Source organism: Brevibacillus choshinensis, from assembly GCF_001420695.1.
Lineage (GTDB): Bacteria > Bacillota > Bacilli > Brevibacillales > Brevibacillaceae > Brevibacillus > Brevibacillus choshinensis.
In genome coordinates, this window is the sequence record NZ_LJJB01000013.1 from 302,178 (window position 1) to 326,052 (window position 23,875).

A 23,875-nucleotide genomic window follows, 5' to 3' on the forward strand; every position below is an offset into this window, starting at 1 on the left:
TGAAAACTTGCTACAATGAAATTTTGTGTTTCGCTTTATTGGACTGCTATGGTAGTAGAATGCCTTGCTACTCTGCTACTTTGTTACCATAGTAGTGAGCTAAAATGTGCGGTTGTCGTATACTTGCTGATAATACATAGCGAACCCGTGACAATTCCGTTACACTACTACCATAAGACGGGGAAATGTTGGAGGCAAAAGAGATGAAACAAGGGGTCCTGTACGGGATTATCGCGTATTTTGCTTGGGGTTTGCTTCCTGTCTATTGGAAGCTTTTTCAAAGCATGGGAGCGTGGGAAATTCTTGCGCATCGTATCGTGTGGTCACTTATTTTTGTCCTTATCATGATTGTCATTACCAAGCGTTGGCGCAAATTGTGGGAGGCTGCTCCCGGACTAAAAATGAAAGGGGCTTTATTGCTCTGCTCGCTGCTGATCAGTGCGAACTGGCTGCTCTACATTTGGGCCGTGAATAGCAACCAGGTGATGGAGACGAGTCTCGGTTACTACATGAACCCATTGATCAGCGTTCTTTTGGGTGTCGTGTTTTTGAAGGAAAAGCTCCGTTTGGGGCAGTGGGTCGCTTTAGGGATGGCAGCCCTCGGCGTTCTCTATATCACCTTAATGTATGGGCAGATGCCATGGGTCGCCTTGTCGCTTGCTATGACTTTTGCTTTTTACGGATTAGCTAAAAAGGTAGTCAACCTCGAAGCGATGATCGGATTGGCATGGGAGACCATCTTTGTGGCTCCAATTGCGTTGATCTATCTGATCATGCTGCAGGTGAATGGTACGGGGACCGCTATAGAGTTGGAGGGCTGGAAACTCGCGATGCTGGCACTGGCAGGTGTGGGGACGGCCATGCCGCTTTATTGGTTCGCGCAGGCGACAAAGCGTTTGCCACTGTCTACGCTCGGATTCATTCAATATTTGTCACCGACGATTCAATTATTGAGCGCCGTCTTCTTGTTCGGTGAAAAGTTTACGACGACGCATTTGGTCAGCTTCTCCCTCATCTGGGGAGCGTTGCTGGTATTTACGATTAGTTCGATGAGAAAGAAAACTGGATCTGTTCAAATGAATCCTGAGGTAGCCATCAAAAAACAAGCGTAATTTCCCAAAAGAAAACTCCTGACGAGACGAGGCGAAATGCCGGTCCCATCAGGAGTTTTTTTAAACTGTGGTAGTCAACTGATCTTAGGCTTGTTTGGAACGGCGGTAAGCACCGTGATTGGTTGGCCCTACGTATTGATTGAGGGCAAACGAGTGACGGATCGCTTCGGTAATGAAATCTTTTGCTACCGCAACAGCATCACGAACAGAGTTTCCTTTTGCCAGCTCCGCACAGATCGCAGCAGAGTAGGTGCAGCCTGCGCCGTGAGTATATGTCGTGTCAAAGCGTTCTGATTCCAGTACTTCCACAGATTGGCCGTCGAAGTAAACGTCAACGGCGTGGCCATGCTGCAGCTTGCTTCCGCCTTTCACCACTACATAAGCCGTTCCGAAATCGTGAATGCGTTTTGCCGCTTCTTTCATATCGTCAACGCTCTTCAGCGCACCCAATCCGCTCAAAATACCTGCTTCGAACAGGTTAGGTGTCGCTACTGTTGCACGTGGCAACAGGACTTCGCGCAGGCTGATCGCGATTTCCGGATGGAGAGCTTCGTCTGCGCCCTTGCAAATCATTACAGGGTCAACCACGACGTTTTTCAGTTGGAATTGCTCAATTTTACGAGCAGCCAATTCAACCAGCTCAGTTGTTCCGAGCATGCCTGTTTTTGTCGCGTCTACACCAATGCCGGTAAGTACAGTTTCCAGTTGTTTTTCCAGGACGGCTACATCAATCGGAAATACATCGTGGAACCAGCCGTTGTGTGGATCTTGAGCCACGATTACGGTGAGGGCGGTCATACCGAAGACGCCGAGCTCCTGGAAGGTTTTGAGGTCAGCCTGGAGGCCAGCACCGCCGCTTGTATCTGAACCGGCGATCGTGAGTGCTTTGCGAATGGTCATGTTCATTATCTCCCTTTGTTGTCGTGTAGGAATGTACAACACCCGATAGGATGCGTCTTTCACGTACTGTACTGCACTGTCATGCACTACCTCTATTGAAAAGGAAAAATACGGCGGTGTCAATAATATCCCCGTAAATACAAAAAAACCGCTCTCCGGATCGCGGAGGAGCGGTTGTCAGCAGCTGGATTTATTAGAGGGAAGCAGCGTGATGAAAGGAGAAGTGAATGGACGTAGACATGGACTTGGAGCGCTTGGATGCGAGCTGCTTGGCTTGCTTTGCGGCTTCAAACATGCTGGGTGCCTTGATGATCTCAACCCATTTTTTTGTGGCGGTTTCGAATAAAAAACGATAGATTGTCATCTTTAATCTGCCCTCTCGTGTGTTCTTCAACGTGTAAGAATTTATAAGCTCAACGCTTATAAATTCTGGAGCGCATGAAAACATTCCTCTTAAACGCGGTCGCTCTTCCTTGAATAAGACTTCGGTAAAGGTTTTCTTACACTGTTATTGTATCAATGATTCATACGAAGAAGGTTATCGGTTTGTTACATTATTTTGAAGAACATGTTGCATCTGTGTGAACGTTAAAAATGTTCCCAGTGACCTGTTACGTTTTTCCATCAACTACGTCTTTAGAATGAGGAGTACCCAAAATTTCCATTTTGACCAAGTGATGAGGTGCGTAGTAGAGATGGTAAATGCAACAGGAGAGCTGACGGTGACGCAGGTCAACCACAGTTACGGTACTGGAAAGATAAAGGTGCCCGTACTGTTTGACATTAATCTGCACATTAATCAGGGAGAGTTTGTTGCTCTGTGCGGGTCATCAGGGTCTGGTAAATCGACATTGTTGAACTTATTGGCAGGATTAACCAAGCCGGACGAAGGTAGCGTGATGGTCAGCGGTGAAGAAATTTCGCGTTACAGCGAAAATGAGTTGTGTTTGTTTCGCCGTAAGAGTATGGGCTTTATTTTTCAGTCCTACAATTTGCTACCCAATTTGACGGCCTTGGAAAACGTAGAGCTTCCATTAATTTTTGCTGGCGAGAGTGTTCGCAAGCGACGGGCGAGAGCGACAGAAATTCTCGAGCGTGTGGGTCTTACGGGTCGGCTCGATCACAAACCAAACGAGCTGAGCGGAGGACAACAGCAACGCGTCAGTATTGCGCGCGCCTTGGTCAACCAACCAGGCATCATTTTGGCGGATGAGCCGACGGGCAATCTGGACAGTAAGACAGAGCAAGAGATCCTGAACCTCATGCGGCAAATGAACAAGGAAAACGGAACTACGTTCATCATCGTTACCCATGAGCAAGAGGTAGCCGAACAATCGGACCGGGTCATTTATTTACAGGACGGAAGAGTCGTACAAAAAAGGACAAGACCAGCGTAGCAGAGGGTATGAGGTGAACGTTTGTGAAAGTAATGGATTCTTTTCGCATTGTCTGGCGAAACTTGTGGCGCATGAAACTGCGTACAGCACTCACTTCGGTCGGGGTCATGATTGGAACGGCTGCGATTGTTGCGATGATCGCATTGAGTCTCGGTTTGAAGGAAAATGCGGTGAAAAGCTTGGAGAACTTCGGGAATCTCACGGAGATGGATGTGGAACCGATGTACTACATTCCCGAAGAAGACCGCGTCATTCCGGACGATGAACGGAAAAAGCTGAACATGGAGGCAGTCCAGGAACTGAAGAAAATCCCGGGAATCGCGGCTGTCATGCCGGTCAAGCGCCTCCAGGAGCAGGCTAAATTAAAGGTAGGACGCAGGGAAGGGTACGTGGAGCTAATCGGGGTCGATGTCAACGAATCTGCTGACTATCGCAAAAATGATGTGGACAAAGGGAGCTATTTATCTGGTTCTCCGCAAGAGGTCGTCATCGCCTACGATGTGCCGCGCCAGATGCGCGACGTGGAGAAAGAAAAGAGGGAGGCGCGACGAAGTAACGTCGAAGCCAGGAATAAAGTGCCTGCCTCCATGCCGCCGCCAGACATGGGAGGAGGGGGACCGGCTCCCATAAGCCTCGTGGATAAGGCTGCCACGATTGTTTTGACTCGGGAGTATCGTGTTGACGACGAACCGAAGTACGAGAAAAAGGAATTGCGTGTACGGGTTGTCGGTCAATTGCAGAAATCGGAAAACCAGCGCTATTCCACGGCAGTGTATGTACCAATCAGTGTGGTGAAGGAGCTAAACGAGTGGGTCAACCGGAGCAGAGGGGATGATTCCTCGGACGGCTCTGTGCGACGTACACGCGAACAGGCAAAGCAGGACCACTTTGAATTCGACCAAATGACAGTCAAAGTTGAGTCGCGTGAAAAAGTGGAAAGTGTGGTCAAAGCTTTAAAAGAAAAAGGCTATGAAGTCTGGTCTCCTGCACGTGAGCTGGAGACGATCAACAAGTTCTTCTTTGTCATTCAAATCGTACTCGGCGGGATTGCGGCGATTTCCCTTCTGGTTGCGACGATCGGGATCGTCAATACGATGATCATGTCCATTTTGGAGCGGACAAAGGAAATCGGCATTATGAAAGTAATCGGAGCTACGGTGTTCAATATTCGCTGGCTATTTTTAATGGAATCTGGCTTTATTGGGCTCATCGGTGGATTAACCGGGCTCGGCATGGCCTGGGGTGCAGTCGAACTCGTGAACTATTTCGGTTCGGCAGGCGGACTCATGGACAGCTTGAATATGGGATATGGCAGGGGAGGAGAAGGTGAGGCTGCAGCAAAGCTTGCGGTCATCCCTGGTTGGCTAGCCCTGTTTGCCATCGGATTCTCCTTTGTTATTGGTTTATTGGCAGGTATTTTCCCTGCAATTCGAGCTTCGCGCTTGAGTGCCCTGCAGGCGATCCGATCTGAATAAGGAAATGTGAGGAACGAGACATGAATAAGAAAAAATGGATCATTCTAGCGGCAGTTGTGGTCGTTTTGGGAGGAGGCGGATATTACGGCTATACTTCCTGGAAAGCAAAGGACGTTGCAGCCGAAGAACAACCTCCGGAGCAGCCATCGTTTCCAACGGCAACTGTCGATGTGGGCGAAGTAAAAAAGACGATCTTTTCATCCGGTTCCGTCGAGGCAAAAGCTCGGGAAGAAGTAAAGCCCGAAATCAGCGGAAAGGTAGAGCGTCTGCTGGTGAAGGAAGGACAGTCGGTGAAAAAGGGGGACGTCTTGTTTACGGTTGACAGCACTGACGCCCAACTGGAAATGCAGAAACAGGAATTAAGCATTCTGCGTGCCAAAAAAGAACTGGATGAGCTAAAGAATAAGAAGGATTGGATCCTGTCAGATAAAATCGGGAAAATCAAGGAAGTAATGGTCAAGGAGGGTGATACAGTTACGCCTGATTCCGTCGTAGCAAAGCTGACCAATACGGACTATTTGAAAATCACAGGTAAGTTTAGCGCCTATGAAGCAGAGCAATTTCGCGTCGGACAAAAAGTAAAGATTTTTATTACGGCGTCCCTCTACTACGTCGATGGTACGATCACGAAGATCGACTTGATAGGACAAAAGGAAAAAGGGGTCGGGGGTGTTCACAACGTCGAGGTGCTCGTGAAGAAGCCAGGTGCTCTCTACGTTGGGGATATGGGGGTAGTCCAGTTCACGGATGCCAAGGGTGTGCTGTACGCGAGTCAGATGGCAACGCCTTTCGAGCTCCCGGATGAAATGGAAATTCTGGCCGGTACCCATGGGAAGATCGGAAAAGTCGAAATCGAGAAAGATGACGAGATCAAAACACGGCAGCAATTGTTCAAAATGGATATGACGGCATCCGATCTGGAGCTGCGGGAAAAAGAGCTGGCTCTCAAAGAATCGTTGCTAACAATGGAACAAAAGAAAAGAGAAATCTCGAAAAAGCAAGTGGAGGCACCCATTAACGGTGTGATCACGAAGCTAAATGTAAAAGAGGGGGAGACACCTTCCTCGGGTGAGCCTGCAGTCGTGATTATGGACGCCACGTCGGTCTACTTTATGGCAGCTGTAGACGAAATCGATATTCCTGCGATCAAGATGGGGCAAAGTGTGGATGTGTATGTGACTGCTTTTGGTAACCGACCATTTAAAGGAAAGGTCATTGAGATTCCAAAAGAGGGTACAAAAGAAGACAAGGCGGTTCGTTTTGCCGTGAAGGTGGAACTGAGTGAAACATCGGAAATGAAGCACGGCATGACAGGCGACTGCGATATTTACGTGGAGCAAAAGGACAATGTGAAGCGACTCCCGTTGAATGCCGTAGAAGTCATGGAGGAAGGCAAAGGTACAGTAATGATAAAAGCCCAGGGTACCGGCGAACCGACGCCAAAGGAAGTGGAGATTGGCGTAGAAGGCACAGAGTTTATTGAAATTAAAGGCGGTTTAGAAGAAGGCGCAGAAGTACTGATGACCAACGCCTAGTTCTGGCCAATCATAGACAAATGAAAAACATCCCCGGTTTGCATGAGTGATGACACACATGAGAGCCGGGGATTCTTTTTTGCAGGCAACCTATTATTTTTGTGAAAGTTGAAGCGTTTGGACCATGCGTTCCGTCAGACTTTGCAGAGGATGGATAATGGGAATGCCGCTCTCTCGGGTGAAATGGTGGGCGACAGGCACCATAGACAGTTGGGCTACCGCCAAAGAAACGGAGAGATGATTGTCGCAGAGGGTCTGCAAGGCATCCCATATGGCATCATGATAGGCCTGTTGTTTATTTGCCATGATGAAATCAAACGCTCCATCAGCCAAGTGAATTTCGATCTGGGGCGCCAATCCACGGGCAGATGCATGCTTCCACAATCGATTCATCGTTGGGGTCACCGTAGCAGGATTGGAGAACAGCAAGGCTTGTGGGCCTGTACATTTCGTCACTTCGTCAAAAAAAGGTCCATCGATGGTAAAGACAGGTATATTCATAGAAGCTTCATCTTCGGCGGTCAAGCTGGCAGCATACTGTGTGCAGGTGATGACGATTGCATCAGGCAAACAAGCTTGCATCCAAGATAGTTGGCTTCTCAGTTTTTCATGCGCCTGCTCCTGTATAGGCGGGCGCGTCCCACCATTTTGCATCAGCAGGCCTGGATCTACAAAATGTACCAGCTCTACAGTCCAGGGTGAAAACGCATCATCCAGCAGGGGGATGTTCGAGTGATGGCCGTGCAAGCAAGCGATCCGTGTCATATGTGTCTCCCTGCATTTGTTGCTGGTTCTTCTTTTTGGGCGATGACACGGATTCGTTTGTAGTCGACGAACCACTGGCCATCTCGAAATAGTGTAGGGCGCGCAATTTCACTGACAGCTGCGCAGATCTCATCAATTTCCCGTTCGGATAATCCGCTGAAAAAGGGACTGCAAAACGAGTTCAGCCAATGTCGAAGGCCATCATCCCCGTCAGGCATAAGAGTAGGGCGATCGATATGAGAAGACAGCACGACCCGAAAGCCTTGGCGTTCCAACAAGGACGCATATTCTCCGATGCTCGGAAAGTACCAAGGGTTTCTCTCGTCCGCAGATATGCCTATCCGCCCAAGAGCGACACGCAGAGCGGCAACGACTTGTTCACAGTTGCCTTTTCCTCCAAATTCTGCAACAAAACGACCTCCTGGAGCGAGAGCGAGCCATACAGACTCTGCCACTTTTTCCGGTCGCTGCATCCAGTGCAGGGCTGCATTCGAGAAAATCGCATCGAACTGCTCATCCGAACGAAATGTATGAGCATCCGCAATCGCGAAAGATAAATGAGGATATTTGCTACGAGCCGCTTCGATCATATCCGGCGAAAAATCAAAGCCCATGACATGAGCACCATTTTCAGCTAGCTTGGCGGTGAGATCGCCAGTGCCGCAACCTAGATCCAATATGCGTTCGCCTGAAACAGGCTGTAGCCAGTCGATCAATCCTCTGCCATAATGGGAGACAAAGTTCATTTTTTCATCATAGTGGCTCGCGTCCCACTGTTTCGTTTGACTCATGTCAATCCCTCCTTATCCTTGTTTTACCAGCTTGGCAGCTATTCGTCAAATCTATATAAATTATAAAATGTATAGTTTATTCCTATAAGCAAATGAATTCGGTAGCGTGAATGGGTGAGAGGCGAGGGAACATTTTCCTGTCAAGAAATAAAAAGGAGAAGACGCTAAATTTGTCGAATTAGGAACAAGTGAACGATGAAGAAGAGAAAGTGAGAGGACATCAAGTGAAAAAATGGGTTGTATCAGCGCTTTTAGTGTGTCTGGCTACTGGCAGCCTTCTGTCAGGTCTAACTGTTTCGCCAGCCATGGGGGCGACTACAACGATGAAGCGGAATAGTCAGGTGTCACAGCCCGTACAGAAACCGGTTCACGACATGATTGTATTTAATGATTACCAAGTGGCCGGCTTGACATCTGGAGGCTGGAACTGGGTGAAAAATGACGAGTTTATTCTCCCGCCAGATACTCCGCTAGATGTTGACCTCACGCAAACCACATACGGGAGCGGCACGAACGTGAATCGCCACAAGGTCCTCCTCGATGGGGTAGAGCTGACAGCCTTGCAGGGCGAAAAGCAGGCGACACAAGCTGCATTGAAATGGCAGGTGCCGCGGTTCAGCATCCCTTCCTCTCAACTGTCTGCGGGATTACATACGCTGACTTTCGTTGTGACAGATGCGAAAGGCCAAAATAGTACGGTTCATGTACGGTTTCAGGTAGAAGCACAAAATTATCCGTACATATATGAGGGTGAAAAGGCCGTCGGGGAGTCGATTCCATCCGGAGGCACCAGCGCGATTTTTGGTGTGTTTGGCTCGAAGACCTTTTCCAGTAAGGTACCTGGTACATGGAAGCTGACGAACAAAGCGACAAACACGGAAATGAGATCCGTGTCTGGAACTGTCTTTTCGTCGGGATCTTTAAAAACGGGTCAATACGACCTGATGTTTTCTCCGGATGACGGCAGCTTGTCGCCCTGGATGGTCACGATACAAGTAGGGTTAGCGGAGATCTATATGGGAACAAATTCCACAGGTCAAAAGCTTTCCCAAAATCAAGTTATTACTGCTACGAAAGCACCGAGCACGGTACAGCTCTATTCTCCTTTTCCAGGACGATGGTGGGTAAATGGTACCGGTCAGACGCTGACAGATTCGCAGAGCATCGAAGTGGCCATTCCTGAAATACTAGCGGGTATGACGATTAGCGTGACATTCGAACCGGATCAGACACCGGACTCGACGACAGCGTGGATGGACACGTCTTCCACCATTCAGATTCAAGTACCTGGTACCCCGGAGGCGTGCGGACCTGCTACCGCAACCGCGACCATGGATGTCATGATGCAAAGCAATGAGAAGTCTTCGATGATGGTCGAGCGACGCAATCTTTACTCCTCCGATGTAACGGTAAAGCTGTATCAAAATCCGATCCATCTCATATGGCTGACCACAGCGGCTGATCATATCGAGTTTGGTAGCGAAGCGGATGACGATGAGGGACCAGGTGTGTGGGCAGTTGATAACGTCGTAGTGGATGCTTCGAAGCTCAATTGGGATCATACAGCACTGGAGCTGTCCAGCTACAAACCAGGACGCTACAAAGTCAACTACTATAGCAAGCGCGAGCCCCGTCAGTCGTGGTGTGGCTATGTTCAGGTGATTGAGGACATACCACCGGTGTCTTCCTCACCCGTCTGTGATCGGGGTGATGTGGGGACAGTCCCTTATCCGACTCCCCTGCGTTTTGTGACCAAAAAGGGCAAGGAGTATCGGGATGGTGATCGGATCGTAGTAGACTCCAAAAGCGATCTGGATGATCTGAAAGAGCTTGTTCTCATGTCTACTCACGTGGAAAACAAGGGTACAAAACGCATCATTTTGGATAAAACAGTCAAAAAGAATCGTCAATACGTTCACGTTCCAGATCTAGTCTGGGAAGATGGTAAAACGCTGCTTGGATCTGAGCAACAGTACGGTGGCGGAACGATTGAATCTAGCAATGAAGTGAAAATCAGCTACAATGATGAAGTTCTCATGACGATCAAGCAAAAACATCCTGACGAGGATGAAGACTTTTCAGAGGAAAACGGTGTCCAATCCTTGAATGCGAAGCAATTCATTGATTTTCAGGATGGCAAGCCGGGAGTGTACAGGATTAAAGTGACAAGTGTTATGGGCTATCGTACGTGCGAAGTGCTGTACGGTTCGAGATCCTATACCAAAAATACGGACATGAAAGAAAAGCAACAAACCATGACCCTGACGATTGAAGTACAATAAAAAACGAGATGAACCCTCTGCCCTGGCAGGGGGTTTTTTCGAGCAGGAGGTATGAACGTGACAGATGAGCAAATGGCCATACTCGAGAAGTTCGGCTTTCGAATAGAAGGGGAGCAAGTGAAACATTTCAAAATGGGAATCGTAAGAGAAAAAGAGGAGTTTGCACGTATTTCCTCTCGGGAAGAATTGCAGGAATATGTAAAGCAACTTCTCCGCAATCAATGTCTATGGAAACGCCAGAACTAACGATACGATTCATCCCTCAAAGGAGGCAACTGATGGCAATAGAGACAAAGGAGTCCTTGCTTCATAGATTACAGGAAGTGGAGGCATGGGAAAAGGAACAGAATGATTTGTGGTTTTGGGAAAAACTCGGACGACTCCCTTTTGTTTTACTGGATCGTATCACGCCCAAATTCGTTAGAGAGAAGCTAGGAACTGCGGTCGATGAAATGGCAGCATTTTTGGAGACGGGCGGGACTTATCTGGTGCAAGACGAAGCGGTGTATAGTAGGCTTCGTACCAGAATGGGACCGAATCAAGCCTTGGGAGCCCAAGAGGTATCCAGTGTACCCCTGACGATCATGAATGATGTGGCGAGTGAGATGAGAGAATCGAGAGCCACCTTTGCGACGGTGCAGGGAGCAACCACGGGAATCGGTGGAATATTTACATTGGCGCTGGATATTCCATTACTGTTAGGAACCTCGCTAAAAGTCCTGCAGGAGATGGCGCTCTGCTATGGCTATCGTCCTGAAGAAAAAAGAGAGCGTCTGTTTGTGGTGAAGTGCTTGCAATTTGCGTCGTCTGATATCGTGGGGAAGAAAGCGATCCTAGAGGAACTCGCACAGTTTGACAACCCGGCATCGCAAAAGGACGTCATGGCTCAATTGCAGGGCTGGCGCGAAGTAGTCGTGACCTATACGGAAAACTTCGGTTGGAAAAAGCTGTTTCAGATGGTTCCCATTGCAGGGATCCTGTTCGGAGCCTATTTAAATCGCTCCACCGTGCAGGATGTCGCCGAAGCGGGAATGATGCTGTACCGCAAACGGCGTATCCTAGAACGGCTTCGACAGTCAAAAGAGCAGAGTGATGCTATTTCGTCCACTCCTCAACAGTGATGGCGTACATGTTGTGGTCTTCCCACGCCCCGTTTATTTGCAAGTAACGCAGGGAACACCCCTCATAACGAAAGCCGTTCTTTTCAAGCACACGGATGGAACCGAGATTATGAGGCATGACACCGGCCTGAACCCGATGGAGCTGTGCTTCGGTGAAAGCGAATTGCAACGCAAGCTTTACCGCTTTCGTCGTGTATCCTTTTCCGTTGAATGCCTGGTCGAGAAAGTATCCTAAGGTAGCATTCTGCCAAGCGCCTCGAGCCACATTAGACAAAGCGATTCTCCCGATCATCTGGTCGTTCTCCTGCAAGAAGACACCGAATGCAAAGGCAGCCTGATTCGTGAAATCTTGCTTGGCCAGAGTAATTTGCTCCTGCTGACCTACAAGGGTGAGGTGCGAGGCGGGGCGAATCGGTTCAAAAAGTTGAAAAAATTCTTGATTACGCAGCCTCAGCTCTAATAGCTCAGCTGCGTCTTCCGTTTGTAGAGGGCGCAAATAAATGCTGTCCGTATGTAGTATCATCGCCTAATCCTCCTAGAAATAATAAAGTGGGATAGACAGTTTATCATATGCGCCCTTTAGTGAGAAGCTTATGAATTCTCTTTTTTAGCCAACCAGTTTGACAAAGGACACACCAAATGCTTTGCATGACTCCACTTCTTTTGCATTTGGCTCAAGCTCGATTTTCAAGCCCTCCAATGGCGTATCTGCTCCGCGTTCCCGGGACTTTGCCAGCAAGATGTCAACAGCGGCTCCCACATGCTCATAGGCTGAGTCGCATGAGCCAAAAGCAGCTACTTTCTTTCCTGCGAGGCTGATCGCATCCATCTCGTCGTAAAAGTCCATGCACTCATCGGGCAGTTCACCATCTCCCCACGTATAGGCTCCCAGCAAGATGGCGTCGTACGATTCCAGCTCTTGTGCTGTGGCGTCCATCATTTCTTTTACTTCGAGCGTAGCTCCTGTAGATCGGATGCCTTCCGCGATTGCTTCTGCTATTTCTAGCGTGTTTCCTGTCATGCTTGCGTAAACCATCAAAATGCTGCTCATTTTTTCGATGTCCCCCATTCGGATATTGAAAATCATTCTCAGATAACAACTTAATGAAAATGATTCTCTTTGTCAATGAGGTTATTTCTTTTCAAGAAAGCTGTTGCCACACGAAGTTGATTTTGGTAGAGTTAAATGAAATTATTATAAGAAAGTCTAAATAGAGGTGCGCCGAGGATGAGTACATCTTTTCGAAATCTGCTGGGGGGCAGGAAAAGGGGGAAAGGCTAAAGCGCCGAAGCCGGTTGCCATCCCCTGAATGGTAGAGGTTGGGGTGCTCATGAACAATGATCGTCCTGTCACGAGAAATGCCAGTTTCTTGTGGAGCGCTATTTACGATTTGCTGCCGAGTTATCGAAAGCAATGAGTTAGCGCATGCACTCATTGCTTTTTTTAGTACCACCGAATGCTTTTGACTAAAAGGAGGATTTACCTGTGAACATGATGGATGCCAATGAAATTATCTCGTTTATTCAAAAAAGCGAAAAGAAAACACCAGTGAAGCTATACGTGAAAGGCAATTTGGAAGGCATTGATTTTGGTGCGAGCGCCAAAGCATTCATTAACGGCAATACAGGCGTTGTGTTTGGCGAATGGAAAGAAATCGAACCGGTCTTGGCGCAACATGCAGACAAAATTGAAGACTACGTTGTTGAAAGCGATCGTCGCAATTCGGCTATTCCACTCTTGGACACAAAGGGAATTCAAGCGCGTATTGAGCCAGGCGCAATTATCCGTGACCAAGTAACGATCGGTAACAACGCTGTGATCATGATGGGCGCGTCCATTAACATCGGAGCGGTAATTGGCGAAGGCACCATGATCGATATGAACGTGGTAGTGGGCGGCCGTGGAACGATCGGGAAAAACTGCCATATCGGTGCAGGCTCCGTCATCGCCGGTGTAATCGAACCACCATCTGCACAACCAGTTGTCGTAGAAGATGACGTATTGATCGGTGCCAATGCTGTTATTTTGGAAGGCATCCGCGTAGGGAAAGGTGCCGTTGTAGCTGCAGGCGCTATTGTGATCGAGGATGTACCTCCATACACAGTAGTAGCGGGTACTCCAGCACGCGTTATCAAACAAATTGACGAAAAAACTCGTTCCAAGACGGAAATCAAGCAGGAGCTACGTCAACTCTAAGGGGTGTAGGAACATGGACTGGCGTTCGCTTGATGAACAATACATCGTCTCCACGTACAAACGATTGCCGATTGCTATCGCCAGAGGAGAAGGCAACTACTTGTACGACACCAATGGCAAAGGGTACCTAGATTTGTTTACCGGTCTCGCAGTGAATGTACTGGGACATTCACATCCACGTATCCTGAAGGCGCTACATGAGCAAGGCGAGCAGTTTTTGCACATCTCAAATGTGTTTCTCAATCAGCCCGCTATCCGTCTGGCGCAGCGCTTGATAGAGCAGACCATTGCGGGAAAAGTCTTTTTCACCAATTCCGGAGCTGAGGCGACAGAAGCGGCGATCAAGCTGATCCACAAATGGACAAAGGCAGAAGGAGCGGGTCGAGACGGGATTGTGGTCCTGCGCAACAGCTTTCACGGCAGGACGCTTGGAGCTGTTCGTCTGACGAGACAAGCACATGTGTACCAGGACTTTCCGCAGCCTGATTTCCCTGTCTATGAGCTCGATGCAGAAGACACCGAGGGGCTGCGAGCACTTTGTCAGGAAGCCAAGCCAGCCGCTGTGCTGATGGAACCTGTGCTTGGTTCAGGTGGAGTGGTACCGCTCTCGGAATCATTCCTACGTGACGTACAAGCCATTTGCCAAGAAGAGGGCATGCTCTTTGCCATGGACGAAATACAGACGGGAATGGGACGCACCGGAAGGCTGTTCGCTTACCAGCATGCAGGTGTGACGCCTGATCTGATTCTGTTTGCAAAAGGGGTAGGTGGAGGTTTGCCACTAGGCGGGGTGATTGCCGGAACGCAACTGATGAACCAGTTTAAACCAGGTGATCACGGGACGACTTTTGCCCCATCTCCACTGTCAGCAGCACTGGGAAACGCGGTGCTGGATGAGCTACTGGATCCGAGCTTTGTCGCAAGTGTGGACGAAGTGATCGAGTACCTCTGGTCTGGGCTGGAGGCATTGCGGAGTCGCCTTCCTCAGCAATTGCAAGCCTTGCGAGGAAAGGGTATGATGGTCGGTATCCCGCTGAGTGTCACGCCTGAGGAAGCGAGTCGTTTGCAAAGCGATTTGCTTGCGGAAGGTATTCTCGTGGACGTGACGCAGAAGACGATCGTTCGACTCTTGCCGCCACTGACGCTCACAAAAGACGACGTGGATCGCTTCCTCGAAGTGTTCACTCGTCAATTGACAGCTGCCAGCTCGGCAAAGGAGGCGTAACCCATGAGCGTTTCATCGTTTGTGCAGATTCGTCGCGATCTTCATCAAATACCGGAGCCGGGCTTTCAAGAAGTGAAGACGCAACAGTACTTGCTTCGTTATCTGAAGGGGCTTCCTCAAGACCGTGTTCAGATCCAACCGTGGCGCACGGGCATTCTTGTACGCATCCCTGGCTCCAATCCAAAGCGCACCATCGCCTGGCGCACGGATATGGATGGACTCCCGATTTCAGAGGAGACTTCCTATCCTTTCCGTTCCTTGCATGAGGGCTTTATGCATGCGTGCGGACACGACATGCACATGGCTATCGCGCTTGGACTTTTGACGCACTTTGTGGAGCAACCAATTGCAGACAATCTCCTGTTTCTTTTTCAACCGGCCGAAGAAGGACCTGGTGGGGCTTTGCCGATGATGCAGAGCGAAGAGTTTGCAGCTTGGCAACCGGATTGCATCTTCGCGTTGCATATTGCACCGGAGTATCCTGTAGGAACCATCGCTACAAAACCGGGCATTCTTTTTGCCAATACTTCGGAATTGTTTGTGGATCTAGTGGGAAAAGGTGGGCATGCAGCTTTTCCGCATAAATCGAATGATATGGTCGTTGCCATGAGCCACTTGGTGACTCAACTGCAATCCATCGTCTCTCGAAACATCGATCCACTGGATTCTGCAGTCATCACAGTGGGCAAGATCGAAGGCGGGACCAAGCAAAACATCATCGCGGAGAGAGCGCGTCTTGAAGGTACGATTCGCACCTTCTCTATGGAATCGATGTCACGTGTGAAGAGCCGCATTGAAGCCTTGGTAAAAGGAGTGGAAGCCGGCTTTGAATGTTCGGCGACCATCGACTACGGCTGTGGGTATTGCCAAGTCTACAACGAAGAAGCCCTGACAGAAGAGTTCATGGAATGGGTAGCGAAGGAATGTAAGGACGTTACCCTCATTCATTGCAAGGAAGCGATGACGGGAGAAGATTTTGGCTATTTCCTGCGTGAGATTCCAGGTTTCTTGTTTTGGCTCGGAGTCAACACGCCATATGGGTTACATCATTCGAAAATCGAACCGAATGAAGAGGCTATCGAGGTAGCCATTGGGGTCGTATCTCGCTACTTCACGAAGTTGTCGCAACTTTGATTGGCTGGGTTTCACGTTATAGGAGCAGCGCATTACAGGCTGCTCCTTTTGTTATGCCTGTTATCCCTCACGTCAAGGGTACTTCGTGCTTATTAACAGCACCTGTGAATAAGTCTATCTTCCTGATTGTTGTGGGTTGTGGATATTGTGGATATTGTTGAAAAAAGTTGGCTGGAGACCACAACTATTTGCTTGTTTAGGCGTATAAACTAGTAAGAACAAAATCGGAATAACAAGCGCTGCCGCGCACACATACAGGAGGATTAAGACATGAAAAAAGCATGGTTGTCGGCCTTGTTGGCGTTAACTGTCGTGGCTGGGGTAGGGAGTACTGCCTTGGGTGAAGGAGCGATGCGGGTATTCTTAGGTGGTGAACGGATCGTAAACAGTATGGGATCGTCCAACGCGAATTCGGTGGAGGATCTGGTGAACAAGATGGGTGGTTTTGTAGACTTTGATCAAAACTCCGGAAAATTGGAAATTATTAAGCCGAATGTGAATATTCTGGTCTTAGAAGGCATTCAACAAACGCGAAATAAGACGGTTGTGTTTAGCAACCCGATTAAAGGATACAGTGACAAAAATGTGCCTCGTACCTTTAATGTGTTTGTTGAAGTCGATGAAGCGCCTGTAGCGAAAGACCTGAGAATGCAGCTCGTATTGATTTCACCGGAAGGGAAAGAAGTCGATAAAGGGAAGGAATGGAAATACTCCACCCAAAACGCGAACAGCTTTTACTTCTCGGAGCCATTTGTATCAACTAAGCTAGAAAGTTATGGAACTTACAAGATTCAGGCACGCATGAAATCCGAGCAATTCAAGTCTTATGTGGTAGTAGGCGAGAACAACTTTACAGTTGGACGATAAAATTATAGCTTGTTTGCGTTTCCACGTGGCTTGTTCACATGGTATAATAGGTGGAAAAGTCGATATACATGGTAAAAGCGAGTACATGAAAGAAAGGAACGATGGGAGCGAATGGAGACAAATCCCCCGCGATCATCCACAGACGTAGAAGGCCCGAGTATACGCATCGCCTGGAAGGATGATCATTCTATCCAGGCAGAGTGGAACATGACAAAGGAGTTCGAGCAGGAAGTGGAGAAGAAATTTTCTATCCCTTTTGCAGAACTACCGTTTGTCCTACGCCTTTTCGATGTGACTGACCGCAAAGAGATCCGCGATGATGGCACAGACCTTTACACTGATTTTGATATCAACCACCGTTCGTCCGAGTGGATTCTTTACGGAGTTACGCAAGGATTGGAATATTGTGTCGATTTGGGCATTCGGATGGTGGATGGAAGGTTCTTCTCGCTATCGAGATCTCAAATGATTTGATCAACGTGCTCATGTATAAGAGAGACCCTCTGATTAGAGGGTCTTTTGTTGTTTTTCAAGGCATTTGCCTCTGCTTATCGGAAAGCAAAAAACAAAGAAAAACAGCCGAGAATGTGAAATGCACCCCAATTGTTAGACACACCTAACAATTGGAGGTGCATTATATATGGCCAAATTTTCTCCAGAAGATAAATTATCCGCGGTTTTTCGTTGGAGAGACGGCAAAGAAACTCATGCTTCCATTGCTGCGTCTATTGGTGCAACCAAAGCTATGATTGGAGTTTGGGTGATGCAATACGAGCAAAATGGCGCGGAAGCGTTTAGAAAGTCCTATACAAGCTACACAGCTCCGTTTAAACTGGACGTACTCAATTATATGAATACCCACGGGACGTCTCCGAATGCAACTGCCGCCATTTTTCAAATTCCCTCTCCCGCTTTAATCCGAAAATGGAGGATTCAATTTCATTCATGCGGAATAGACGCCCTTATTCCAAAGAAAAAGGGGCGTCCAACGATGAAAAAGGGAAACAAGAATGTAACACCTGTTGAAGGATCAGTCGAGGCATTACAGCAAGAAGTAGAGCGTTTACGTATGGAGAATGCTTATTTAAAAAAGTTGAATGCCTTAGTTCAAAGCAAGGAAAAATTACAAACCAAGACAAAGCGCAAGTAGTGTTTGAACTAAGGACTGAATTCCCCATTAAAGCGCTACTCCAATTGGCGGGAATACCACGGAGTTCCTATTATTACTTCGTTCGTACGATAAGTCGCCCAGACAAACATGCTGAAATGAAGACGTTGATTCAGGCTATTTTCCATGAACATAAAGGCCGCTATGGATACCGTCGGATTAAGGACGAGCTCAGAAATCTTGGGCACCAGGTGAATCATAAAAAAGTACAGCGATTGATGAAAGAGTTGGGCTTAAAAAGTATTGTTCGTATGAAGAAGTATCGTTCCTATAAAGGGAATGTTGGTAAGATCGCTCCAAATGTTTTGGATCGTAACTTCCGAGCAGAAAAACCCAATGAAAAGTGGGTAACGGATATTACGGAATTTAAGCTATTTGGTGAAAAGCTTTATTTATCACCAATGCTCGATTTGTTTAACGGAGAGATCATTGCCTATACAATCGACTCAAGACCAAGATATTCTCTTGTTTCAAAGATGCTGGAAGAAGCCTTTAAACGATTAACCGAACAAGACCACCTCTTGATCCATACGGATCAAGGATGGCATTACCAGATGAGTAAGTACCAGCACGCCTTAAAAGAAAAGAACGTCACCCAGAGTATGTCGAGAAAAGGAAATTGTTATGATAATGCCGTAATGGAGAACTTTTTTGGTATCCTCAAATCGGAATTTTTATATACACAAGAATTTGAGAGTATTGAACATTTTAAGCAAGAGTTAGCAAACTACATCGACTATTATAACTTCAAACGAATTAAGACAAAATTAAAAGGCTTGAGTCCGGTACAATACCGAACTCAAACCTTACATGTCGCTTAATTACATTACATGTCTAACTTTTAGGGGTCACTTCAAATGTCGGCTGTTTTGTTTTCGAACATGTTTATCGTTATGGCTTACGAGGCTGAAAATACTGAATTCGCTTGTTAAACAAGTGCAGCTCCGCCTTGTAATCACGGGCCAAGTAGCGACAGTACTCATTCGCTTTGTTTTTATCACCATGTGTGGCCGATTCGGGCAAAGAAATCTGAATGTAGTGCTTTTCTTGTCCATTCGCATCGGTGGAGCCGACACCTACCACAATGGCCTTATACATATTGGGGTCTTTTCCTTTAAGCAGAAACCAGGAGCCCTTGCCTTCCTCACGTTCCTCCAATGTGTACGGAAAAGCGGCCTCTGCATACGACCAGCCGAGCTGTTGACCCGTTTTGGTAGTCATATCGATATATCGAGTAAACTTTGCCTTCACGTCTTCAATGTCTGCATGTGTGGCGGTAGAGCCATCTACGAAATAAATGTAGGCTGATTGAAGTTTCACGATTGCACTCACTCCTAGTACCGAGAATATCTGCGTTTAGTGTAGCATTGCTTCCACTCTTTGACAATGCATCAATTCCTAGGCAAAAATAATTGCGTGTCTTTTCTGAAAAGTGTAAAATATAGATACTATTTATATAGTGGATAAAAGAAGATCAGAATCACATGGAGGAATAGATCCTATGCAGGAGGTCTCAATAAGAAACGTTTTCGAAGCGCTAAACACAATGCGCGCCATCGATGTGGTGAATAAAGAGGATTGGGAGAGAGCAGCGAAGGAAGCCGAACTGGATTCCTCCGTTCAATTAAACATTCTCTGGATTATTTACTGCTACGAAGGTGTGCGGGTCACACAAATTGCCGACTGGACCTTCTGGCACCCCTCATCAATCGTGATTCATATCAAGAAGTTGATGGAAAAAGGGATGGTAACCATCGAAAAGTCGGAGTTGGATGGGCGTGTCGTACATGTATATCCAACGGAAAAAGGTAAAGAAGTGATTGAAGCGAGCCGTCGAAGTGTACCATCTATTTTTCGATTGACGTATGCATTGGAGAAAATGGAGGAACGCTACAGTACAGCGGTGGTAGAATTATTTTTTGAATGCCTGTCCTTTGTCGCGCAATCTTTGCACGGTGCTGAGAAAGTTCGGTGGATTCAGGAAGGCGAAGACCGAATTCCTAATTCTAGGCATTTAATCAGTTAAGTCCCAGCAGTAGCAAAAAAGTGGGTTTTCGCGTATACTAGTAAATACTCCGAATATTTACGTAACAACTAATCGGAGTCATACTTCAGATGAGGAGGGATTGCTGATGGAGCACTACGACCACTTATACGAGGAGTCGGAGAACGCCAATGTACGTTTTCTGGGATTTGTATCGGAGGGAACTCGCCACGACTTTGGGATTGTCTTTACGCACAAGTTTTACGGAAAACCATTGGTGATCTGTATGCAAACGGGGCAATCTACCCTTCTCAGTTCAGAGGATGCCGTGAGTCCGGGATATCTACAAAAGATCTTCCGGCTGGATTCTGAAAGCGAAGCGGAAGCCCTCGCCCAATTCTTTCAAGACTATTTGCCTACTATCCCATTTGAAGAAAATCAGTACTAGCAGGCGAGCAGAAGATTTTCTTCTGCTCGTTTTTCATGTACGATCGGATATGCCAAAAGATAATAGAAAAGCTTTGCGCAGTCGGACGAGCAAAATGGAGGAGTGCAAATGAATAGGCATCAGTGGCTTGCAGCTGATCCAAAAGGTACTATCGTGCTTGTCCATGGTACCGGAGAGCACTATGGTCGATACGAGCACGTGGCAGCATTCCTGAATGCACGAGGCTGGAGCGTGTTCACAGGTGATTTGCCAGGCTGGGGACGGTCTCCTGGGAGGAAGGGGCATATCGACTCGTTTCAGCAATATGTGGAAGCTGTAGATGAGTGGAGGCGTGCAGCACGAGAAGCTTCAGGAGGAAAGCAGCCTCTATACATACTCGGGCACAGTTTGGGTGGGTTGGTTGCCACTCGATATGTTCAGTGTCACGAGCGGAGCGAGGAGGAGCTGGCGGGACTCATTTTGACTTCGCCTTGTCTTGCCTTGAAATTGGCGGTTCCACCATGGAAAGTGAAGCTTGCCGGATGGTTGGACAGCATTTGGCCGACATTGACGATGCCAAATGGCATTACACCGGATATGGTGTCACGGGATGAGCAGGTCCAAGCAGCCTATCAGAGTGACCCGCTCAATTATGCAAAAGTAAGTGTAAGATGGTTTCAGGAATTGCACCGGGCAATGGATTTAGCCTGGAAAGAGCGCGACCGTATCTCGGTCCCCGTCCTTGTTTTACAGGCAGGAGATGATTCGCTGATTGACGCAGAAGCCATCGAGCGGTTCGCTGCGGGGATACGTTCGGACGCAGAGTTTCATCGGTTGCAAGGATTGCGCCATGAAGTACTGAATGAACCGGAGAAAGAACAAGTGATGTTTCAGGTAGAAACGTGGATGAATCGACAAGATCAGCAAATGTGACATACTAATTGATCGAAAATGAGTTAAATTACCGTATTGACTCCTAATGGTGTGGCATATTAAGATGTATATAACATCACATTGACGTTGATATGACCATCATTCACACTGCGATTGGCAATGTGAAAACGGAGGGGAATATATATGGGAACGATTGTCTGCCAGACTTGCGGGACGATTATTGAACATTTTGAATCTAATCAGGTGAAAACGCTTTATGCGGTTTGTAGCTGTGATTGCCAGCTGAGCGAAAAACAAGAAAGAGAATAGTTTACCTATGACAGGCCTTTTGCGCAAGGCCTGTTTTTTTTGACAACCTTTCCATCATGGGGGATAATAGGGAAGAGTGAAAATCGTTGCAAGAGGAGGAATTGTTTCATGAAGCTTACACCCAAGCAGGGTTGGCTGGCCGCAGCAATATTGGTCACCTCTCTGTGGAGCGGGACACCGGCATTTGCCAAAGGCATTGGCGACGAAATCAAACTTGATGTGAGCCAACCTGAGATTGCCAAAACCGGTTTCGACATTTCTGCGGACTATGCCGTGTGGATGGTAGAGGGAGACAAAACCATCACTCTTTACGACCTGGATAACAATTCGGAAGTGAAGATCGGGAGCAAAAGTTCCACAAAGACAAGCCCTCGCGTAGACGGTGATTACGTCGTGTGGATGGATTCACGTGACGGCGGATCAGACGTGTACATGTACGATATCTCTAAGAAAAAAGAAACTCTCCTGACAAGTGGTTCTGCGAAAGTGTCCCACTTGGAAATTGCCGGAAAGAATGTAGTGTGGGACGACAAGAGCCAAGGTGGTTCTGACATCTTCCTGTACAATATTACCTCTGGTGATGTTGAACAAATTAGTTCAAGTGGCAAGGCAAGCAATCCAACTGCTGGAGATACATACATTGCGTGGCAAGATGAGCGCAGCGGCAATGCAGACATTTACTACTATGACCTAAAAGCAGAAACTGAAAAAGCTGCTGTGACTACCCATGGTGATCAAGTAAACCCTTCGATTTACGGTGATCAGATCATTTTTGAAGATCAAAGCGATGAGTATAGCCAAATCAGCTTGTACACCATCGGCAAATCTAGAGCCGCCAAAAAGCTGACTGACGATTCTAGCGATAAGCAATCTCCACATATTTACAAAAGTACCTATATATTCATTGATAACGGCGATCTGTCATATGGTGATGTGAACAAGACAGGGAGCAAAGAAATCAAGAGCTTCGTCTATGATAAGCTGGCTCCTCGTGTATACGGGGACTACGTGTTGTATGCAAAAACAGACAGCGACAAGAAGCTGCGTCTGAATCTGTATGATGTAGATGAAAAGGAATCTGTGCCGATCGGATCGATTGCAGGTGAGCCAAGCCAGCCAGCTGCTAGTGACCGTTATATTGTCTATATTTCAGAAGGTAACAAGAGCGATTCCGTGATCTTGTACGATATTGAAAATGGCACGAATAAGGCCATTACTAAGACGGACGCGGATCCGTCTCGTCCACTGGTCAGCAATCGTTACGTCGTCTGGTATGATCTCTCGAAAGATGCACTCTTCTCCTACGACATCAAAAAAGGTGTTACGAAGCAAGTGACAGATGAAGACGATGACCAAGCGCCGGCTGAAAAGCTGTATGAATTAGATGGGGACAATTTGCTGTGGGTGAATGTAGATAGAAAGTCGGAACTGGTCGTCACCGATCTGTCGACTAACAAATCTACAGATATTGCTTCCTTGAAGAAAGACCCACTCAGCATCGATATTTATGAGAATTACGTTTCTTGGGTCCTTGAGCAAAGCTCAAACAAAGCGAGTGTTTTCCTGTATGATATGGATGAAGAGGACGAAACAGAAATCCGTAAAAATGTTCAAGTAAAACAAGCAAAGCTCGGAGAAAATTTTGTGGTGTGGAGTGAATATACAGATTCAACTAAACCGAGCTGGGATTTGTATTCTTACGACATCAAACGAGGTAAGGCTAGTTCTTTACTGCGCTATAGTGATCGTGATCAGATCAATCCACAAACATCCCGTGAGATGGTGTTCTTCGAAGATAATCGTCTCTCCCCAAACAAGAAGGATTTCTACTTCGAGTTGTATGATGTCGAGGATGGCACCTACAGCGATTACGCTTGGGATGATGACGCAGATGTAGAAGAGGCAACGATTGGTGGCAATCGCCTTGTTTGGATTGACAATCGAGAAGATACTCCATACGTGTATACGCTCGCATTTGCTCAACCCAAAGATGATGATGACGACAATGAGCCTAATCCGGATCCAGACCCAGAGCCAGGCGATTATAAGGAATACAATTTTATGGAATTGGTAATGGACAAGAGCTTATCAAAAGTAATGTTAGATGCGGGCTTTGAAAATTTTTACTATGTATTTTTTGTTAATACTGATAAAGAAGTTAAAATATCAATTAGCGATGTGCTGGAGGATTCTAGCCAACTGATTAAATACTTTAATCAAGTTATGTTAGAAGACGTGGTTGTTCGCGTTTATAAGTAATTTTGTATGAAGCAGGCAGGTAGTGGGACTTCT

At 47.3% G+C, this 23,875-nt stretch carries 25 protein-coding genes and 1 riboswitch; of the genes, 18 read left to right on the plus strand and 7 right to left on the minus strand.

Annotated elements, in window-relative coordinates; all coding sequences use genetic code 11:
• Positions 1 to 203 precede the first annotated feature (203 nt).
• Positions 204 to 1,112, plus strand: a complete 909-nt coding sequence (gene rarD, locus AN963_RS21665; RefSeq protein WP_055746636.1) for an EamA family transporter RarD — start codon at positions 204 to 206, stop codon at positions 1,110 to 1,112.
• Positions 1,113 to 1,196: 84 nt separating this feature from the next.
• On the opposite strand, the gene pdxK is transcribed toward rarD, so the two are convergent.
• Together pdxK and AN963_RS31590 are read right to left on the minus strand one after the other, a co-directional pair.
• The gene (gene pdxK, locus AN963_RS21670; RefSeq protein WP_055746637.1) at positions 1,197 to 2,012 is read right to left on the minus strand and encodes a pyridoxine/pyridoxal/pyridoxamine kinase; all 816 of its coding nucleotides are present in this window, start codon (positions 2,010 to 2,012) and stop codon (positions 1,197 to 1,199) included.
• Positions 2,013 to 2,205: 193 nt separating this feature from the next.
• Positions 2,206 to 2,376, minus strand: coding sequence for a hypothetical protein (locus tag AN963_RS31590; RefSeq protein WP_169791938.1), 171 nt, complete (start codon positions 2,374 to 2,376; stop codon positions 2,206 to 2,208).
• A gap of 331 nt (positions 2,377 to 2,707) precedes the next feature.
• Between AN963_RS31590 and AN963_RS21675 the strand changes: the two genes are divergently transcribed.
• From AN963_RS21675 to AN963_RS21685, 3 genes are read left to right on the plus strand one after another with little or no spacing between them, the layout of a single operon-like run.
• Positions 2,708 to 3,409: an ABC transporter ATP-binding protein gene (locus tag AN963_RS21675; protein ID WP_055746638.1), complete on the plus strand. Its 702-nt coding sequence runs from the start codon at positions 2,708 to 2,710 to the stop codon at positions 3,407 to 3,409.
• Positions 3,410 to 3,432: 23 nt separating this feature from the next.
• The gene (locus AN963_RS21680) at positions 3,433 to 4,884 is read left to right on the plus strand and encodes an ABC transporter permease (protein ID WP_055746639.1); all 1,452 of its coding nucleotides are present in this window, start codon (positions 3,433 to 3,435) and stop codon (positions 4,882 to 4,884) included.
• 20 nt (positions 4,885 to 4,904) lie between these two features.
• On the plus strand, positions 4,905 to 6,419 hold the full coding sequence (locus AN963_RS21685; RefSeq protein WP_055746640.1) for an efflux RND transporter periplasmic adaptor subunit: 1,515 nt from the start codon (positions 4,905 to 4,907) through the stop codon (positions 6,417 to 6,419).
• A 93-nt stretch (positions 6,420 to 6,512) separates the two neighbouring features.
• Here the strand turns inward: AN963_RS21685 and AN963_RS21690 are convergent, their stop codons facing one another.
• Together AN963_RS21690 and AN963_RS21695 are read right to left on the minus strand one after the other, a co-directional pair.
• The gene (locus AN963_RS21690; protein ID WP_055746641.1) at positions 6,513 to 7,184 is read right to left on the minus strand and encodes a hypothetical protein; all 672 of its coding nucleotides are present in this window, start codon (positions 7,182 to 7,184) and stop codon (positions 6,513 to 6,515) included.
• The gene (locus tag AN963_RS21695) at positions 7,181 to 7,975 is read right to left on the minus strand and encodes a methyltransferase domain-containing protein (protein ID WP_055746642.1); all 795 of its coding nucleotides are present in this window, start codon (positions 7,973 to 7,975) and stop codon (positions 7,181 to 7,183) included. Before AN963_RS21695 ends, AN963_RS21690 begins: the two co-directional genes overlap by 4 nt.
• 224 nt (positions 7,976 to 8,199) lie before the next feature.
• Between AN963_RS21695 and AN963_RS21700 the strand changes: the two genes are divergently transcribed.
• Genes AN963_RS21700 through AN963_RS21710 form a run of 3 tightly spaced genes read left to right on the plus strand, consistent with a single transcriptional unit; the run spans position 8,200 to position 11,378 of the window.
• Positions 8,200 to 10,257 (plus strand): hypothetical protein, encoded by a 2,058-nt coding sequence (locus AN963_RS21700; RefSeq protein ID WP_055747820.1) that lies wholly within the window; start codon positions 8,200 to 8,202, stop codon positions 10,255 to 10,257.
• Positions 10,258 to 10,308: 51 nt separating this feature from the next.
• Complete coding sequence (locus tag AN963_RS21705) at positions 10,309 to 10,503, plus strand: hypothetical protein (RefSeq protein ID WP_055746643.1); 195 nt, start codon at positions 10,309 to 10,311, stop codon at positions 10,501 to 10,503.
• A gap of 32 nt (positions 10,504 to 10,535) precedes the next feature.
• Positions 10,536 to 11,378: an EcsC family protein gene (locus tag AN963_RS21710; RefSeq protein WP_055746644.1), complete on the plus strand. Its 843-nt coding sequence runs from the start codon at positions 10,536 to 10,538 to the stop codon at positions 11,376 to 11,378.
• On the opposite strand, the gene AN963_RS21715 is transcribed toward AN963_RS21710, so the two are convergent.
• Together AN963_RS21715 and AN963_RS21720 are read right to left on the minus strand one after the other, a co-directional pair.
• Entirely contained in the window at positions 11,353 to 11,901 is a 549-nt protein-coding gene (locus AN963_RS21715) for a GNAT family N-acetyltransferase (RefSeq protein WP_055746645.1), read from the minus strand. The genes AN963_RS21710 and AN963_RS21715 overlap by 26 nt on opposite strands.
• Before the next feature lie 84 nt (positions 11,902 to 11,985).
• The gene (locus AN963_RS21720) at positions 11,986 to 12,429 is read right to left on the minus strand and encodes a flavodoxin (RefSeq protein ID WP_055747821.1); all 444 of its coding nucleotides are present in this window, start codon (positions 12,427 to 12,429) and stop codon (positions 11,986 to 11,988) included.
• Between the two features lie 153 nt (positions 12,430 to 12,582).
• Positions 12,583 to 12,769: riboswitch (Lysine riboswitch) on the plus strand.
• A gap of 95 nt (positions 12,770 to 12,864) precedes the next feature.
• Here AN963_RS21720 and dapD point away from each other — a divergent pair.
• The 6 genes from dapD to AN963_RS30505 all read left to right on the plus strand — a co-directional run bounded on the left by dapD (position 12,865) and on the right by AN963_RS30505 (position 18,790).
• Entirely contained in the window at positions 12,865 to 13,575 is a 711-nt protein-coding gene (gene dapD / locus AN963_RS21725) for a 2,3,4,5-tetrahydropyridine-2,6-dicarboxylate N-acetyltransferase (RefSeq protein WP_055746646.1), read from the plus strand.
• A 13-nt stretch (positions 13,576 to 13,588) separates the two neighbouring features.
• Positions 13,589 to 14,800, plus strand: coding sequence for an aspartate aminotransferase family protein (locus AN963_RS21730; RefSeq protein ID WP_055746647.1), 1,212 nt, complete (start codon positions 13,589 to 13,591; stop codon positions 14,798 to 14,800).
• A 3-nt stretch (positions 14,801 to 14,803) separates the two neighbouring features.
• Positions 14,804 to 15,934 carry an N-acetyldiaminopimelate deacetylase gene (locus AN963_RS21735; protein ID WP_055746648.1) on the plus strand — a complete coding sequence of 377 codons (1,131 nt, stop codon included), beginning with the start codon at positions 14,804 to 14,806 and terminating at the stop codon, positions 15,932 to 15,934.
• Positions 15,935 to 16,204: 270 nt separating this feature from the next.
• On the plus strand, positions 16,205 to 16,801 hold the full coding sequence (locus AN963_RS21740) for a hypothetical protein (protein WP_055746649.1): 597 nt from the start codon (positions 16,205 to 16,207) through the stop codon (positions 16,799 to 16,801).
• A 111-nt stretch (positions 16,802 to 16,912) separates the two neighbouring features.
• Complete coding sequence (locus tag AN963_RS21745) at positions 16,913 to 17,275, plus strand: DUF4912 domain-containing protein (protein ID WP_055746650.1); 363 nt, start codon at positions 16,913 to 16,915, stop codon at positions 17,273 to 17,275.
• Between the two features lie 166 nt (positions 17,276 to 17,441).
• Positions 17,442 to 18,790 (plus strand): IS3 family transposase gene (locus AN963_RS30505; RefSeq protein ID WP_152985712.1). Its coding sequence is split into 2 segments (ribosomal slippage): positions 17,442 to 17,886 and positions 17,886 to 18,790, totalling 1,350 coding nucleotides; the frame shifts between segments, so codons are not numbered across the junction.
• A 70-nt stretch (positions 18,791 to 18,860) separates the two neighbouring features.
• Here AN963_RS30505 and AN963_RS21760 read toward each other — a convergent pair.
• Positions 18,861 to 19,289 (minus strand): DUF1885 family protein, encoded by a 429-nt coding sequence (locus AN963_RS21760; RefSeq protein ID WP_055746651.1) that lies wholly within the window; start codon positions 19,287 to 19,289, stop codon positions 18,861 to 18,863.
• 181 nt (positions 19,290 to 19,470) lie between these two features.
• On the opposite strand from AN963_RS21760, the gene AN963_RS21765 reads away from it, so the two are divergent.
• From AN963_RS21765 to AN963_RS21780, 5 genes are all read left to right on the plus strand, one after another.
• Positions 19,471 to 19,995, plus strand: coding sequence for a MarR family winged helix-turn-helix transcriptional regulator (locus AN963_RS21765; protein ID WP_055746652.1), 525 nt, complete (start codon positions 19,471 to 19,473; stop codon positions 19,993 to 19,995).
• A 106-nt stretch (positions 19,996 to 20,101) separates the two neighbouring features.
• Complete coding sequence (locus AN963_RS21770) at positions 20,102 to 20,401, plus strand: DUF3055 domain-containing protein (protein ID WP_055746653.1); 300 nt, start codon at positions 20,102 to 20,104, stop codon at positions 20,399 to 20,401.
• A 108-nt stretch (positions 20,402 to 20,509) separates the two neighbouring features.
• Positions 20,510 to 21,313, plus strand: coding sequence for an alpha/beta hydrolase (locus AN963_RS21775; RefSeq protein ID WP_055746654.1), 804 nt, complete (start codon positions 20,510 to 20,512; stop codon positions 21,311 to 21,313).
• 144 nt (positions 21,314 to 21,457) lie between these two features.
• Complete coding sequence (locus tag AN963_RS30510; protein ID WP_083497027.1) at positions 21,458 to 21,583, plus strand: GapA-binding peptide SR1P; 126 nt, start codon at positions 21,458 to 21,460, stop codon at positions 21,581 to 21,583.
• 108 nt (positions 21,584 to 21,691) lie between these two features.
• Positions 21,692 to 23,842, plus strand: coding sequence for a hypothetical protein (locus tag AN963_RS21780; protein ID WP_055746655.1), 2,151 nt, complete (start codon positions 21,692 to 21,694; stop codon positions 23,840 to 23,842).
• Positions 23,843 to 23,875: the final 33 nt, after the last annotated feature.